We start from the raw sequence: 13,969 nt of genomic DNA, 5'->3' as shown, positions 1-13,969 counted from the left end.
CCGTGTTCCGGCCAGGGTTGAAGAGATTACGGCGCGGGATTCACCAGCATCTGGCCGATCGAGCCGCGGTCGGCAAGCTCCAGCGTCTGGCTCAGATACTGGAACGGGAAGTGCGGCCACGACGGCTGAGCATAGTAGACCAGCAGTTCAACCTGCCCGTCGACCCACACGGTGTCCTTCCAGCCGCGATCTTCCGGGAAGGGCGACGAGCCGTTGACGTTACGGATCTGGAACATCACCCCTTCAATATGGAACGACTGCGGACGGTCGGCGCGCACCGTCCAGCGCTCCCAGGTCCCCTGTTGCGCCGTGATATCGATACGCTGCGGATCCCACAGCTGGCCGTTGATGCCCGGATCGTCGCCAAGGGTGATATCCCGGCTGCGGATCGGCGTGCCGGAGAGCAGTTCGGTCGGCAGCAGACGCACCGGCAGACTGTCGGTGACCAGCGGCAGCAGCCCGGTCGGCCGCAGGGTCAACACCAGCGTGGAGACCAGGATGCTTGACGGTTCAAAAAAGCCGCGGATACGGTCGACAATACTCGCCGCTTCACCGCAGGTAATGGACACTTCATCGCCGTTGGTCATATCGACCAGAATTTCACGCCGTTCCCCCGGCCCCAGCGACAGCTGCTTGAGCGAGACCGGCGCCGGCAGGAACCCCTGGTCGCCGGAAATCACATGCAGCAGTCGGCCATCGCTCATCTGCAGCTGATAGCGCCGGGAGTTGGAGGCGTTCAGCAGGCGCAGGCGCACCCAGCCGCGCGACACTTCGACATAGGGGCTCTGCACGCCGTTAACCAGCAGCGTATCGCCAACGAAGCCGCCGCTCCCCGGTTCGCTATATTCCGGCGTGCCGAAGTTATCCAGCCGCTTGTCCTGAATAATCACCGGGAAGTCATCAACGCCGTAGTGGTTAGGGATTGGCAGGTTCTTGCTGACCTCATCTTCCACCAGCCACATGCCGGCCAGGCCGTTGTATACCTGCTTCGCCATCCGGTTCGGCGTGTTGGCCTGATACCACAAGGTGGCAGCGCTCTGGCGGATAGGCAGCACCGGCGCCCAGTCGGCGTTCGGCGACATCATACGCGCCGCGCCGCCGATCAGCGGGCCAGGCACCTGCAGGCCGCGGATAGTCATCGCGACATTCTCAGTCAGACGGTTGCTGTAGATAAGCTTGACGTCGTCCCCGCTCCAGACGCGGATCGTCGGCCCCATGTAGCGGCCATTGATCCCCCAGACGGGGGCGCGAGTGCCTGGCGTAAACGACCAGTGCGAACGCTGCAGCGTCAGAAACAGCGGCTGACCGCGACGCGATTCCAGCAGCGGCGGAACCGGCAGCGCAAGCTGCTGGCCGGCGGCATGGGCTTTCAGCGGCGCGGCGCCAGCGCACAGCGCTACGCCGGAAGCCTTAATAAACTGACGCCGACTGAGTGACATATTAACTCCATGACATACTGACAAATGAAAAAGGGAATTCGTTTCCCGCCAGCAATACGCGCGCGTTGGCGGCGTTTCCTGTCTTATGACTTTTTAGCCGCTTCGCGCGCGGCCACTTCGTTGTCCAGCTCAGCAATTTTGGCGGCCATCAGCTCGCGGCAATGCGTCGCCAGCGCGCGCACGTTGTCTTTACCGAACTGGCTGGTATCCACCGGCGGCAGCATCTCAACAATCACCAGACCGTTGTTCCAGCGGTTGAGCTTAATTTTGTTCGATGTGTTGGACACGCACACCGGAATAATCGGCACTCCGGCGGCGATCGCCGCGTGAAAGGCGCCGGTTTTAAAAGGCAGCAGGCCGCGGCCGCGACTGCGGGTCCCTTCCGGGAACATCCAGAACGAAATTTTACGCTTTTTAAAGGCATTCACCACTTCAGCAATGGTGCCATGCGCTTTGGTTCGGTTATTACGGTCAATCAGCAGGTTGCCCGTCAGCCAGTAGAGCTGGCCAAAGAACGGGATCCACAGCAGGCTTTTTTTACCTACGGTGACCGTCGGCGGCTGCACGATGTTCGACGCCGTCACCATATCATAGTTGTTCTGGTGGTTAGCGATGTAGATCGCGTTGCCATAGCTTTCCGCATCAGCAGGTTTGCGCAGTTCCACCTTCAGGCCAAATACCGGAGATAAGCGGCCAAACAGATGGCCGAAAGTGGCAACATGTTTTGGATTACGTGGGCTGAACAAGCAGTACAGACAGCCAAGTATGCACACCACGATGCAATAAATGACCACGAAAATTACTCGAAAAATGAATAGCATAGCTACCTCTAAAACCCAAACCGCTTAGAATTATTCGCTGCTGACAGAAGGCAGGCTCATCAGTTCTGCGCAGGCCGGGACCGTTCTTCCTGGGTCCCTGGTGATGGACATTGTTAATCGCAACGCCTGAATAAACAACGATTTTGCGGCATTTTTTCGCCTCCTCCCGTCAAAGACGGGAGGAGTGGCGTTTACTCTTCACTATCGCCTGCCGCGGCGCGGCGCGGCGAGTCGATTTCAACACGGTCGATCTTCTGCAGCCCGCGCATCAGCGAACCGCGGCGACCACGCTCGCCGGTGACTTTTTGCAGCTCTTCCGGACGCAGTTTGATTTTCCGTTTGCCAACATGGATGGTGAGCGTGCTCTGCGGTGGCAGGATAAACAGATGCGCCAGGCCATCCTGCCCGGCGGCGGCTTCCGCCGCAGGAATGCTGATAATTTTGTTGCCCTTGCCTTTCGACAGCTGCGGTAGATCGCTCACCGGGAACATCAGCATCCGTCCGGCTGCCGTGATGGCCAGCAGCATATCGGACTCGTCCTCAATCACCAGCGGCGGCATCACGTGCGCGTTGTCAGGCAGGGTGATCAGCGCTTTACCGGCACGGTTGCGCGCCACCAGATCGTTGAAGGTGCAGACAAAACCGTAGCCCGCGTCGGAAGCCATCAGCAGCTTACGATCGTCGCTTTCCATCAGCATATGTTCCACGGTCGCCCCCGGCGGCAGAGTCAGCTTACCGGTAAGCGGCTCGCCCTGGCCACGCGCGGAAGGCAGGGTAATCGGATCGATGGCATAGCTGCGCCCGGTGGTATCGATAAACACCACCGGCTGGTTGCTCTTGCCTTTCGCCGAGGCCTTCCAGCTGTCGCCCGCTTTATAGCTCAAGCCCTGAGCGTCGATGTCGTGCCCTTTGGCGCTCCGCACCCAGCCCATCTGCGACAGAACGATAGTCACTGGCTCAGACGGCTGCATATCATGCTCGCTCATCGCTTTCGCTTCTTCACGTTCGTGAAGCGGCGAGCGGCGTTCGTCACCGAAAGCATCGGCATCAGCCTGCAGCTCTTTTTTCAGCAGGTTGTTCATTTTACGCTCAGAAGCCAGAATCGCCTGCAGCTGGTCGCGCTCTTTTTCCAGCTCGTCCTGCTCGCCGCGGATCTTCATCTCTTCCAGTTTGGCGAGGTGGCGCAGTTTTAATTCCAGAATCGCTTCCGCCTGGGTTTCGCTCATGCCAAAGCGCGACATCAGGGCTGGCTTCGGTTCATCTTCGGTGCGGATGATCTCGATCACTTCATCGATATTGAGAAACGCCACCAGCAAACCTTCAAGGATATGCAGGCGCTTAAGCACTTTCTCTAACCGATGGTTCAGACGGCGACGCACGGTATCGCGACGGAACACCAGCCACTCGCTGAGGATCTCCAGCAGGTTTTTCACCGCCGGGCGTCCGTCGAGGCCGATCATATTGAGGTTGATGCGGTAGCTTTTTTCCAGATCGGTAGTAGCAAACAGGTGGTTCATCACCTGTTCCATATCCACCCGGTTGGAGCGCGGGACGATCACCAGACGGGTCGGGTTTTCGTGGTCCGATTCGTCGCGCAGATCGTCAACCATCGGCAGCTTTTTATTGCGCATCTGCGCCGCAATCTGCTCCAGCACTTTGGCGCCGGAAACCTGGTGCGGCAGCGCGCTAATCACCACCGCGCCGTCCTCTTTGCTCCACACCGCGCGCATGCGCACTGAGCCGCGTCCGTTCTGGTAGATTTTGCGAATTTCCGCCCGCGAGGTGATGATCTCCGCCTCGGTCGGGAAATCCGGCCCCTGCACGATATCCAGCAGTTCGTCGAGAGTCGTTTTCGGCTGCTCAATCAGGGTAATAGCCGCTTTGGCCACTTCACGCAGGTTGTGCGGCGGAATATCAGTGGCCATACCCACCGCGATGCCGGTGGTGCCATTAAGCAGGATGTTCGGTAGACGCGCAGGCAGCATTTTCGGCTCCTGCAGCGTCCCGTCAAAGTTTGGTACCCAGTCGACCGTTCCCTGTCCCAGCTCGCTGAGCAGCAGTTCAGCATACTTCGACAGGCGGGACTCGGTGTAACGCATGGCGGCGAAGGATTTCGGATCGTCCGGCGCACCCCAGTTTCCCTGCCCGTCTACCAGCGGGTAACGGTAAGAGAACGGCTGCGCCATCAGCACCATCGCTTCATAGCAGGCGCTGTCGCCGTGCGGATGATATTTACCCAACACGTCGCCGACGGTGCGGGCGGACTTTTTGAATTTCGCGCTGGCGTTCAGCCCCAGCTCGGACATCGCGTAGACGATGCGACGCTGGACCGGTTTTAAGCCATCGCCAATAAACGGTAATGCCCTGTCCATGATCACGTACATGGAGTAGTTCAGGTAAGCATTTTCCGTAAATTCATGCAGCGCAAGGCGCTCTGCCATATCGCTCATTAATCGTGGATCCTCAATCTGGGTACCGACCGTTCGGACGGCAAAACTACCCGCGATAATACCCGATCTCACGCCCTGAGTCACAGGCCGTGAGATCGGCTGAGGATTCCGTCACGCTTAATCAGGCCAGCGGCAGATAAATATCGGTTTGCAGTTCATGCTCAGCCACCTCATGGACAAAATTGAGGTAACGGAAGTACACCGGAAAATCCCGTAACGTCTCGCCTGACGCGGGTAACCAGTCGCGATAGAGAAACCAAACGCTGTTCGCCAGCGTGTCCAGCGAGCCGTGATGGCGCACGACGGCGCAGCGTCCGCCGGGGATTTCGCTGTTAATCACGCCAAAGGCGTTTTCACCGACCGGCCCAGCGACCGTACCGCAGATATCAAAACGAAATGCCTCCTGCGGGGTGGTCTGCGGATCGTCCCAGGCGATACCCCAGGTATCGCTGGTGGCGACGGGCGATAATCCGCTCGTCTTACGCCAGGCGATAAAACGCGCGGCGGTGGTGTTGACAAGGTCCGGGCTGCCGCGATGTTGCAGTACGGCTATCCGGGTGGTGGGGAAGGAAATGATATTGACGTCCATCGACGTTTGCTCCTGTAGCGTATGTTTCGGTACGCGTCGATGCCACTCGGCCCAGTCCGGTTGCTGACGGAATTGGGTCGGGCTTTGGTCAAACGCGGTACGGAAGGCACGACTGAACGACTCCGCATTCTGAAATCCGGCATCAAGGGCAATATCGATGACTTTATCGCGGGGGTTGAACGCCAGGCGCCAACAGGCGCGTCGCAGACGCAACCACTGAATATACCGGTACAATGGAATGCCGGTATAAGCGCTAAATTGCCGGTGAAAATGGTAAGGCGAACTGTGCGCTATCGCGCTCAGCGCCTCCAGCGACAGCGGCTCATCAAGATGGCGCGCAATGTACCTACAGACACGCTGGAAGCGCCCGACATACGCCGGGCTGGCCTTAATATCGTTCATCGTCTCCTCCTCGCGACATACTCTGACAGAGCGAGGATCGCGATGCCTGACCGATCTTGCGCTTATCTGACGAAGACTTATGGCGCGATTTTACGGATCTGTTTAACGTCGATTTCTACTGAGTTCCAGTCCTTATCGACTTCCCCCTGAATTTCTACTGTGTCCTGCGGGCCGACGGTCACGCCGTTCCAGCGCTTGTGGTCGATATCGACATTGATCACCCCGGAAGCATCCTGGAATTTATACAGATCGTCAGAAATGCGCTCGGTTATCTTGCCGCGCAGGGTCACCCAGGTATCGTCCCGCAGCGATTTGGCATTGGCGACGGTGGTCACCGCGCCGCTCGGGCCGGTGAATCCGCCAGCCTGCGCGGTGGAACTGACCTGCGTGGTCGAAGAAGGACCGGTAAACCCGCCCTGTTCGGCAGCCAGCACCGGCATGGAAACCAGGGCAACGATCGCGGTCATCGCAGCAATTTTCTTCATGATGTGTTCTCCCTTCGTGTTGATATGGCTCCTATTACGCCCGACAAAACTTAACGACTTCTTAAGCGGAAAAAAGAAATTTTAATGCTGTACATCACCCGCTTCAACGCGGTTTACTGCGCAAAGAAACAGGATCGTCGGAGGGAAACATGCGCATATTACTGGTGGAAGATGACAAGCTGATCGGCGACGGCATCAAAGCCGGGCTGAGCAAAATGGGCTTCAGCATTGACTGGTTTACCGCCGGGCTGGAGGGCAAAAATGCCTTATATAGCGCCCCCTACGACGCCGCAATCCTGGATCTCACCCTCCCCGGCATCGATGGCCTCGATATTCTGCGCGAATGGCGGGACAAGGGCCGCCATGAACCAGTGCTGATCCTTACCGCCCGCGATGCGCTCAGCCAGCGAGTGGAGGGGCTACGGCTCGGCGCCGATGACTATCTGTGCAAGCCTTTCGCCCTGATTGAAGTGGCGGCGCGCCTCGAAGCGTTGATCCGCCGCGCGCACGGCCAGAGCAGCAGCGAGCTGCGCCACGGCAAGGTGAGCCTCGACCCGAACCGCTTAACCGCCAGCCTCGACGGCGAGAGCCTGGTGCTAAAGCCGAAAGAGTTCGCCCTGCTGGAACTGCTGCTGCGTAACGCCGGTCGCGTACTGCCGCGCAAGCTTATCGAAGAAAAGCTCTACACCTGGGACGACGAGGTCTCCAGCAACGCCGTGGAAGTTCACGTCCATCATCTGCGCCGCAAACTCGGTAGCGGATTTATCCGCACTGTCCACGGCATAGGCTATACCCTGGGTGACGCATGAAACGACTTGCCCGCCTGAGCCTGCGCGTCCGTCTGACGCTGCTGTTTGCTGTGCTGACCGCGGCCGCCTGGGGCGTCGCCAGCGTGATCGCCTGGCAGCAAACCAGCAAAAAGCTGGATAAGCTGTTCGATACCCAGCAGTTGCTGTTCGCCCGCCGCCTGAGCGCCATGCATTTCGATGAACTCCGCGCCCCACCCGAATCGCTCGGTGAAAAGAAAAAGGTGCGGCATGGACACATCGACGACGACGCGCTGGCGTTCGCCATCTTCACCCGCGACGGCACCATGGTGCTCAACGACGGCGAGAACGGGGAGGATATCCAGTGGAGCTCACAGCGCGAGGGGTTCAGTGATGGCTATCTGCGCGGCGATGATGACGAGTGGCGCTTCCTGTGGTTAACCACTGCCGATGGTCGTCATCGCATCGTCGTCGGTCAGGAGTGGGATTATCGGCGCGAAATGGCGATGGATATCGTGACCTCGCAGCTCACCCCGTGGATGATCGCCCTGCCGCTGATGTTCGTGCTGCTTATCGTGCTGTTAAGCCGCGAACTGGCGCCGTTGAAAAAGCTGGCGCGCACGCTGCGCCTGCGCGCGCCGGACTCAGCGGAATCGCTCAGCGTGGAGAAGATCCCCTCCGAAGTCCGCCCGCTGGTCGAGGCTCTGAATCAGCTGTTCCAGCGCACCCATGACGCCATGCTGCGCGAACGTCGGTTTACCTCTGATGCCGCCCATGAGCTGCGCAGCCCGCTGGCGGCGCTGAAGGTACAGACCGACGTCGCCCAGCTCTCTATGGACGATGCAGAAGGACGTGAGAAAGCGCTGGCCCAGCTCCACCAGGGGATCGATCGCGCCACCCGGCTGGTCGATCAACTGCTGACGCTGTCGCGGCTGGACTCACTCGCCCAACTGGACGACGTGCAGCCGGTCGCCATCGACGACCTGCTGCAGTCGGCGGTCATGGAGATGTATCACCATGCGCAGCAGTCCGCCATTGAACTACGCCTACACCTGAATGCCAGTCATATCGTTCACACCGGCCAGCCGCTGCTGCTCAGCCTGCTGGTGCGCAACCTGCTGGATAATGCCGTACGCTATAGCCCGCGCGGCAGCCAGGTTGATATCACCCTCAACGCCCGCGAGTTTCGGGTGCGTGATAACGGCCCAGGCATTAGCCCGCAGGCGCTGGCGCGCATCGGCGAGCGTTTTTATCGCCCGCCGGGGCAGGACGCGCCGGGCAGCGGCCTGGGCCTGTCTATCGTCCGACGCATCGCCTCGCTGCACGGCATGCAGGTTGATTTCGCCAACGCGCGCGACGGCGGCTTCGAAGCCCGCGTGTACTGGTAGCGAGATTATTGCTCATTTGGCAAAAGACTTTGCACATTTTGCTCATTTTACTGCCCCGCTTCGCGGGGTAAGATCATCGGCAAATTTTCAAGATTGAGGACAAATGATGAGCAACATCCTGATTATCAATGGCGCAAAAAAGTTCGCGCACTCGAATGGCCAGCTGAACGACACCCTGACCGAGGTCGCGGAGAGTTATCTGCGTGACGCCGGGCACGATGTTAAAAGCGTTCGCGCCGAAAGCGAGTACGACGTAAAAGCAGAAGTGCAGAATTTCCTCTGGGCCGATGTGGTGATCTGGCAGATGCCGGGCTGGTGGATGGGCGCCCCGTGGACGGTGAAGAAATATATGGATGATGTCTTTACCGAAGGCCACGGCTCGCTGTACGCCAGCGACGGTCGTACCCGCTCCGACGCCAGCAAAAAATATGGCTCCGGCGGCCTGGTGCAGGGGAAAAAATATATGCTCTCCCTGACCTGGAACGCGCCGATGGAAGCCTTCACCGACGAAGACCAGTTCTTCCACGGCGTCGGCGTTGACGGCGTTTACCTGCCGTTCCATAAGGCTAACCAGTTCCTGGGAATGGAAGCGCTGCCGACCTTTATCGCCAACGACGTGATTAAAATGCCTGATGTCCCACGGTATATCGCAGAATATCGCAAGCATCTGGCGGAAATTTTTGGTTAACTACAGGTCTACGCTCTACATATTTCGAGTTATTCGAACCTGGAGTATGACGAGATACACACAGAAGGAGTTGAGTTAACCATGTTAACAGTGATTGCAGAAATCCGTACCCGCCCGGGCCAGCACCACCGTCAGGCGGTTCTCGATCAGTTCGCGAAAATCATTCCGACCGTTTTGCAGGAGGCCGGCTGCCACGGCTACGCGCCCATGGTAGATCATGCCGCCGGCGTCAGCTTCCAGACCACGGCCCCCGACTCTATCGTCATGGTGGAGCAGTGGGAAAGCGTCGCGCATCTTGAAGCGCACCTGCAAACGCCGCACATGAAAGCCTGGTCGGAAGCGGTCAAAGGCGATGTGCTGGAGACCACCATCCGTATCCTGCAGCCTGGCGTCTAAGCCCGCCGACGCAGTCGTGAAATGAAAAAGGGAGCCTGAGGCTCCCTTTTACGTCAGGCGCAGCGTACAGACTTACACTTCCAGATCCGCCATATCGCCCTTCTCCTGCAGCCAGTTGCGACGGTCTTCGGAACGCTTCTTGGCCAGCAGCATGTCCATCATCGCCGTGGTCTGCTGCTCATCCTCATCGCTGATCACCAGTTGCACCAGCCGGCGGGTATTCGGATCAAGCGTGGTTTCCCGCAGCTGCATTGGGTTCATCTCACCCAGACCTTTAAAGCGCTGGACGTTTGGCTTGCCCTTCTTACGCTTCAGCTGCTCCAGCACGCCGGTTTTTTCTTCTTCCGTCAGCGCGTAGTAGACCTCTTTACCGAGATCGATACGGTACAGCGGCGGCAGCGCGACGTAGACGTGCCCCTCTTTCACCAGGGTACGGAAATGTCTCACAAACAGCGCGCACAGCAGGGTGGCAATGTGCAGGCCATCGGAATCGGCATCCGCCAGAATACAAATTTTGCCGTAGCGCAGCTGGCTTAAATCATCGCTATCCGGGTCAATACCAATCGCCACCGAAATGTCGTGCACTTCTTGCGAAGCTAACACTTCATCGGACGAGACTTCCCAGGTATTCAGGATCTTGCCTTTCAGCGGCATGATCGCCTGATATTCGCGATCGCGCGCCTGCTTGGCAGAACCGCCCGCCGAGTCCCCTTCGACGAGGAACAGCTCGGTGCGGTTCAGGTCCTGGGCGGTGCAGTCTGCCAGCTTACCCGGCAATGCCGGACCGCTGGTCAGCTTTTTACGCACCACTTTCTTGGCGGCGCGCAGACGACGCTGGGCGCTGGAGATAGCCATCTCCGCCAGCAGTTCGGCAGCCTGTACGTTCTGGTTCAGCCACAGACTGAAGGCATCTTTCACCACGCCGGAGACGAACGCCGCGCACTGGCGCGACGACAGACGCTCTTTGGTTTGCCCGGCGAACTGCGGATCCTGCATTTTCACCGACAGCACGTAGGCGCAGCGATCCCAGATATCTTCGGCTGACAGCTTCACGCCGCGCGGCAGGATATTACGATATTCGCAGAACTCGCGCATCGCATCCAGCAGTCCCTGACGCAGACCGTTAACGTGCGTCCCGCCCTGCATGGTCGGGATCAGGTTGACGTAGCTTTCGGTCAGCAATTCGCCGCCTTCCGGCAGCCACAGCAGCGCCCAGTCCACGGCTTCCGTCTCGCCGGAGAAGGTGCCGACGAACGGTTTTTCCGGCAGCAGCGGCAGGCCGTTTACGGCTTCGCACAGGTAGTCGTTAAGGCCATCGGCATAGCACCAGCGCTGCTCGCTGTCGTTGACCTGATCGCGAAACACGATTTCCACGCCGGGACACAGCACCGCTTTCGCTTTTAACAGATGGGTCAAACGCGAAACGGAGAAACGCGGGCTGTCGAAGAAGCTTTCGTCCGGCCAGAAATGGACGCTGGTCCCGGTATTGCGTTTGCCACAGGTACCAGTGACGTGCAGATCTTCTACTTTTTCACCGTTTTCAAAGGCGATGCTGTAGACCTGACCGTCGCGACGAACCGTTACCTCTACGCGTTTTGACAGGGCGTTGACCACCGAGATCCCCACCCCGTGCAGGCCGCCGGAAAACTGGTAGTTTTTGTTGGAAAACTTACCGCCCGCGTGCAGTCGGCAGAGGATCAGCTCAACCGCCGGCACCCCTTCTTCCGGGTGAATGTCGACCGGCATGCCGCGCCCGTCGTCAATGACTTCCAGGGACTGGTCGGCATGAAGGATAACTTCCACGCGTTTGGCGTGGCCTGCCAGCGCTTCATCGACACTGTTATCAATAACTTCCTGACCAAGATGGTTAGGACGGGTGGTGTCGGTATACATGCCCGGACGGCGGCGCACCGGCTCTAGCCCGGTGAGTACCTCAATGGCATCAGCGTTATATGAAGATTGCGTCATGGTGTGTATTCGTAGGTCGTTCAGGGCCGTTTAGCACAGGCCGAGAAATTCGATAATCTGAGTGAAATGATCGTCAAAGCCGACAAATGCGTGATTACCGCCCTCCTCCACCGTTTGCCGGCAGGAGGCGTAGTAATGAACGGCCTGGCGGTAATCAAGCACTTCATCCCCGGTCTGCTGCAGCAGCCAGAGTAAATCCGGCGCTTCAAGCGGGTCGATTTGCATGACCTTGAGATCGTAAATATGGCGAGACTCTAGCACATATTGCTGCCCGGTGTATGGATTCTCATTGTGGCCGAGAAAATTGTTCAGCAGTTCAAACGGGCGCACCGCCGGGTTGACGACCACCGCCGGCACCATAAAGCACTGCGACAGCCAGGTCGCGTAGTAGCCGCCCAGCGACGACCCCACAACCCCGAGTGGCTCGCCGCCATGCTCCAGCACAATGGATTCCAGCAGCTCTGCTGTTTCAGCCGGATAAGGCGGCAGCTCCGGTACCACCATGGTGATGTCGGGGTGCTGCTGCGACAGCCAGGTCTTTAACGCCATCGCCTTCGCCGAGCGCGGGGAACTGTTAAAGCCGTGCAGATAAAGAAGCGTCGCCATCAGTAGCCTTCTGAAGCAATATCCGGGTGGAACTCGGCGCCTTCCAGGCGGCACACTTCGGTGGTCAGCGTCCCGTCAGGATGCAGCTCCAGCCAGCGCCAGCCGGGTGAGACGGTATCCAGAGTGAAATTGGCGCAGTGTGGTTTGAACTGGACGCAGGTCGACGGCGTCGCCATCATGCGCCGGCCATTCCAGTCCAGATCCAGCTCCTGATGAATATGGCCGCACAGCAGATGTCTCACCCGCGGCCAGGCGCTCAGCGCGCGGTCCAGCGCGCCAGCGTTGCGCAGGCTGTGTTGGTCCAGCCAGCTACAGCCAGCAGGCAGCGGATGGTGGTGCAGCAGGAGTAAGGTATAACGCTCCGGCGCTTCTGCCAGCTTGTGTTCGAGCCACTCCAGCTGGAAGTCGCTCAGCTCGCCATGGGGAACGCCAAACACCTGGCTGTCCAGCAGCAGGATCTGCCAGTGGTCGCCGAGAAACACGCGCTTGGCGGGTGAAATGCCTGACGCCTGCAGCGTACTGTACATCGCCGGCTGGAAATCATGGTTACCCGGTAGCCAGACGCAGGGTGCAGCAAAACTCGCGATACCCTCAGCAAAATGCTGATAGGCCGCGGAGGAGTGGTCCTGCGCCAGATCGCCTGTTGCGACAATCAGATCGCATGGACGCTGTGAGGCATGAATAGCCGACAGTACGGCCTGATAACTTTCCCAGGTATTAATGCCTAACAACGTTTCATGTTTTTCAGCAAACAGGTGAGTATCAGTAATTTGTAAGATCCTGACTCTGGCCTCACCAGCCAGAGGTAGGTTTAACAGGCTTTCCAAATGGTGTCCTTAGGTTTAACGACGCTAACAAACCGGAATCGCCATCGCTCCATGTGCTAAACAGTAACGCAGCCAGTCGGCCAGAAACTGGTTAATTTGATGCTTTTCGTCGCGTTGATGCAACTTTTTATTAGGATAATCATACCGCGCTTTGAAGCGAAAGATCTGCTGACTCGAACACACTTCGGCCACCATGGCGTCATGGTAGAGGCGAACGGTCATCGACGGCAGGCTCCAGTAGCTTACCGCAGGCAGAGTCTGTTCTATCGCCACCAGAGTAGTGTAGCGGGTCGATTCAACTATCGTTAACCGATACTGCGCGCTTCCCACCTGATAACTTACCTTCTCACCCGCTGCATCCGTTCGCGGCAACAGGCGGCGCAACTGCGCGAAGTTGGTCTCGCACAGGCGCATCATCTCAGGGAAGTCAGGTGTATAACGCTTCATTTTGTCCACTCGTTTCGTAAATTGTGATAATGCAATTGCAGCCATTGCAAGGCGATGACAGAGGCTGCGTTATCGATTTTCCCCTCTTCTACCCACTGGTAAGCCTGTTCCCGGCTCACCACATGCACCCGAATATCCTCGTTTTCCTCGGCCAGGCCATGAATGCCTTTCGCCGTGGATGCATCAACTTCTCCCACCAGGATCGATAACCGTTCGCTGGTGCCGCCAGGACTGGCCAGATAGCTTAATATTGGTTTCGTCCGCCCAACTTCAAGTCCGGCCTCCTCCAGCGCTTCCCGACGGGCAACGTCTTCCACCGTTTCCCCCGCTTCGATCATGCCGGCGACCATTTCGAGCAGCCATGGGCTCTCGCTGGTATCATAGGCGGCAATACGGATTTGTTCGACGAGCACCACTTCGTCCCGCACCGGGTCAAAGGGTAGCAAGACGGCGGCATGCCCGCGCTCAAAAATTTCACGGGTGACTTCGCCGCTCATGCCGCCGTTAAACAGGCGGTGGCGAAAACGGTATAAATCGAGCGAAAAAAAACCACGATACAGCGTTTCGCGTGCAATAATTTCTACATCATTTTTGAAGAAGGTAATTCCCTGCTGAATGGGTTTGCTCATTGTCATGTCCTGCTAATCCGAAATTAGGGATTTCCAGACCGTTTGGCTACCGTTTTACGGTCCGTAT

General features: G+C 58.3%; 14 protein-coding genes. 4 read left to right on the top strand and 10 right to left on the bottom strand.

The window, feature by feature from the left end:
* Window positions 1-26 precede the first annotated feature (26 nt).
* The 5 genes from ftsP to FHW76_RS23775 all read right to left on the bottom strand — a co-directional run bounded on the left by ftsP (window position 27) and on the right by FHW76_RS23775 (window position 6,186).
* Window positions 27-1,439: a cell division protein FtsP gene (ftsP, locus tag FHW76_RS23795; RefSeq protein ID WP_008806504.1), complete on the bottom strand. Its 1,413-nt coding sequence runs from the start codon at window positions 1,437-1,439 to the stop codon at window positions 27-29.
* An 83-nt stretch (window positions 1,440-1,522) separates the two neighbouring features.
* Window positions 1,523-2,260, bottom strand: coding sequence for a 1-acylglycerol-3-phosphate O-acyltransferase (gene plsC / locus FHW76_RS23790; protein WP_008806505.1), 738 nt, complete (start codon window positions 2,258-2,260; stop codon window positions 1,523-1,525).
* A gap of 191 nt (window positions 2,261-2,451) precedes the next feature.
* Complete coding sequence (gene parC, locus FHW76_RS23785) at window positions 2,452-4,710, bottom strand: DNA topoisomerase IV subunit A (RefSeq protein ID WP_183477041.1); 2,259 nt, start codon at window positions 4,708-4,710, stop codon at window positions 2,452-2,454.
* 121 nt (window positions 4,711-4,831) lie between these two features.
* On the bottom strand, window positions 4,832-5,701 hold the full coding sequence (locus FHW76_RS23780) for a GyrI-like domain-containing protein (protein ID WP_080782722.1): 870 nt from the start codon (window positions 5,699-5,701) through the stop codon (window positions 4,832-4,834).
* Window positions 5,702-5,778: 77 nt separating this feature from the next.
* Window positions 5,779-6,186, bottom strand: coding sequence for a YgiW/YdeI family stress tolerance OB fold protein (locus FHW76_RS23775; RefSeq protein WP_008806508.1), 408 nt, complete (start codon window positions 6,184-6,186; stop codon window positions 5,779-5,781).
* A 149-nt stretch (window positions 6,187-6,335) separates the two neighbouring features.
* Between FHW76_RS23775 and qseB the strand changes: the two genes are divergently transcribed.
* From qseB to FHW76_RS23755, 4 genes are all read left to right on the top strand, one after another.
* On the top strand, window positions 6,336-6,995 hold the full coding sequence (gene qseB / locus FHW76_RS23770; RefSeq protein WP_008806509.1) for a quorum sensing response regulator transcription factor QseB: 660 nt from the start codon (window positions 6,336-6,338) through the stop codon (window positions 6,993-6,995).
* Window positions 6,992-8,341 (top strand): quorum sensing histidine kinase QseC, encoded by a 1,350-nt coding sequence (qseC, locus tag FHW76_RS23765; protein ID WP_012540545.1) that lies wholly within the window; start codon window positions 6,992-6,994, stop codon window positions 8,339-8,341. The genes qseB and qseC overlap by 4 nt, the downstream gene beginning before the upstream one ends.
* Window positions 8,342-8,447: 106 nt before the next feature.
* On the top strand, window positions 8,448-9,029 hold the full coding sequence (locus FHW76_RS23760; RefSeq protein ID WP_008806511.1) for an NAD(P)H-dependent oxidoreductase: 582 nt from the start codon (window positions 8,448-8,450) through the stop codon (window positions 9,027-9,029).
* Window positions 9,030-9,110: 81 nt separating this feature from the next.
* The gene (locus FHW76_RS23755) at window positions 9,111-9,425 is read left to right on the top strand and encodes a putative quinol monooxygenase (protein WP_008806512.1); all 315 of its coding nucleotides are present in this window, start codon (window positions 9,111-9,113) and stop codon (window positions 9,423-9,425) included.
* Between the two features lie 72 nt (window positions 9,426-9,497).
* Here FHW76_RS23755 and parE read toward each other — a convergent pair whose 3' ends face one another.
* Genes parE through nudF form a run of 5 tightly spaced genes read right to left on the bottom strand, consistent with a single transcriptional unit; the run spans window position 9,498 to window position 13,902 of the window.
* A complete protein-coding gene (parE, locus tag FHW76_RS23750) occupies window positions 9,498-11,393 on the bottom strand; it encodes a DNA topoisomerase IV subunit B (protein ID WP_008806513.1) in 1,896 nt (631 codons plus the stop codon).
* 30 nt (window positions 11,394-11,423) lie between these two features.
* Entirely contained in the window at window positions 11,424-11,999 is a 576-nt protein-coding gene (yqiA, locus tag FHW76_RS23745) for an esterase YqiA (protein ID WP_008806514.1), read from the bottom strand.
* Window positions 11,999-12,826 carry a 3',5'-cyclic-AMP phosphodiesterase gene (gene cpdA, locus FHW76_RS23740; protein ID WP_008806515.1) on the bottom strand — a complete coding sequence of 276 codons (828 nt, stop codon included), beginning with the start codon at window positions 12,824-12,826 and terminating at the stop codon, window positions 11,999-12,001. The genes yqiA and cpdA overlap by 1 nt, the downstream gene beginning before the upstream one ends.
* A gap of 24 nt (window positions 12,827-12,850) precedes the next feature.
* A complete protein-coding gene (locus FHW76_RS23735) occupies window positions 12,851-13,273 on the bottom strand; it encodes a DUF1249 family protein (RefSeq protein WP_002916847.1) in 423 nt (140 codons plus the stop codon).
* Entirely contained in the window at window positions 13,270-13,902 is a 633-nt protein-coding gene (gene nudF, locus FHW76_RS23730) for an ADP-ribose diphosphatase (protein ID WP_008806516.1), read from the bottom strand. The genes FHW76_RS23735 and nudF overlap by 4 nt, the downstream gene beginning before the upstream one ends.
* Window positions 13,903-13,969 lie beyond the last annotated feature (67 nt).

This window comes from Klebsiella sp. RC2 (genome assembly GCF_014192815.1).
Lineage (GTDB): Bacteria > Pseudomonadota > Gammaproteobacteria > Enterobacterales > Enterobacteriaceae > Klebsiella > Klebsiella variicola.
The sequence above is the reverse complement of the archived record's forward strand: the minus strand, read 5'-3'. Positions and strand labels throughout refer to the sequence as shown.

Bases quoted from the DNA above. Each gene is read 5' to 3' on its own strand.
- ftsP (WP_008806504.1), bottom strand. From the start codon at position 1,439: ATGTCACTCAGTCGGCGTCAGTTTATTAAGGCTTCCGGCGTAGCGCTG.
- plsC (WP_008806505.1), bottom strand. From the start codon at position 2,260: ATGCTATTCATTTTTCGAGTAATTTTCGTGGTCATTTATTGCATCGTG.
- parC (WP_183477041.1), bottom strand. From the start codon at position 4,710: ATGAGCGATATGGCAGAGCGCCTTGCGCTGCATGAATTTACGGAAAAT.
- FHW76_RS23780 (WP_080782722.1), bottom strand. From the start codon at position 5,701: ATGAACGATATTAAGGCCAGCCCGGCGTATGTCGGGCGCTTCCAGCGT.
- FHW76_RS23775 (WP_008806508.1), bottom strand. From the start codon at position 6,186: ATGAAGAAAATTGCTGCGATGACCGCGATCGTTGCCCTGGTTTCCATG.
- qseB (WP_008806509.1), top strand. From the start codon at position 6,336: ATGCGCATATTACTGGTGGAAGATGACAAGCTGATCGGCGACGGCATC.
- qseC (WP_012540545.1), top strand. From the start codon at position 6,992: ATGAAACGACTTGCCCGCCTGAGCCTGCGCGTCCGTCTGACGCTGCTG.
- FHW76_RS23760 (WP_008806511.1), top strand. From the start codon at position 8,448: ATGAGCAACATCCTGATTATCAATGGCGCAAAAAAGTTCGCGCACTCG.
- FHW76_RS23755 (WP_008806512.1), top strand. From the start codon at position 9,111: ATGTTAACAGTGATTGCAGAAATCCGTACCCGCCCGGGCCAGCACCAC.
- parE (WP_008806513.1), bottom strand. From the start codon at position 11,393: ATGACGCAATCTTCATATAACGCTGATGCCATTGAGGTACTCACCGGG.
- yqiA (WP_008806514.1), bottom strand. From the start codon at position 11,999: ATGGCGACGCTTCTTTATCTGCACGGCTTTAACAGTTCCCCGCGCTCG.
- FHW76_RS23735 (WP_002916847.1), bottom strand. From the start codon at position 13,273: ATGAAGCGTTATACACCTGACTTCCCTGAGATGATGCGCCTGTGCGAG.
- nudF (WP_008806516.1), bottom strand. From the start codon at position 13,902: ATGAGCAAACCCATTCAGCAGGGAATTACCTTCTTCAAAAATGATGTA.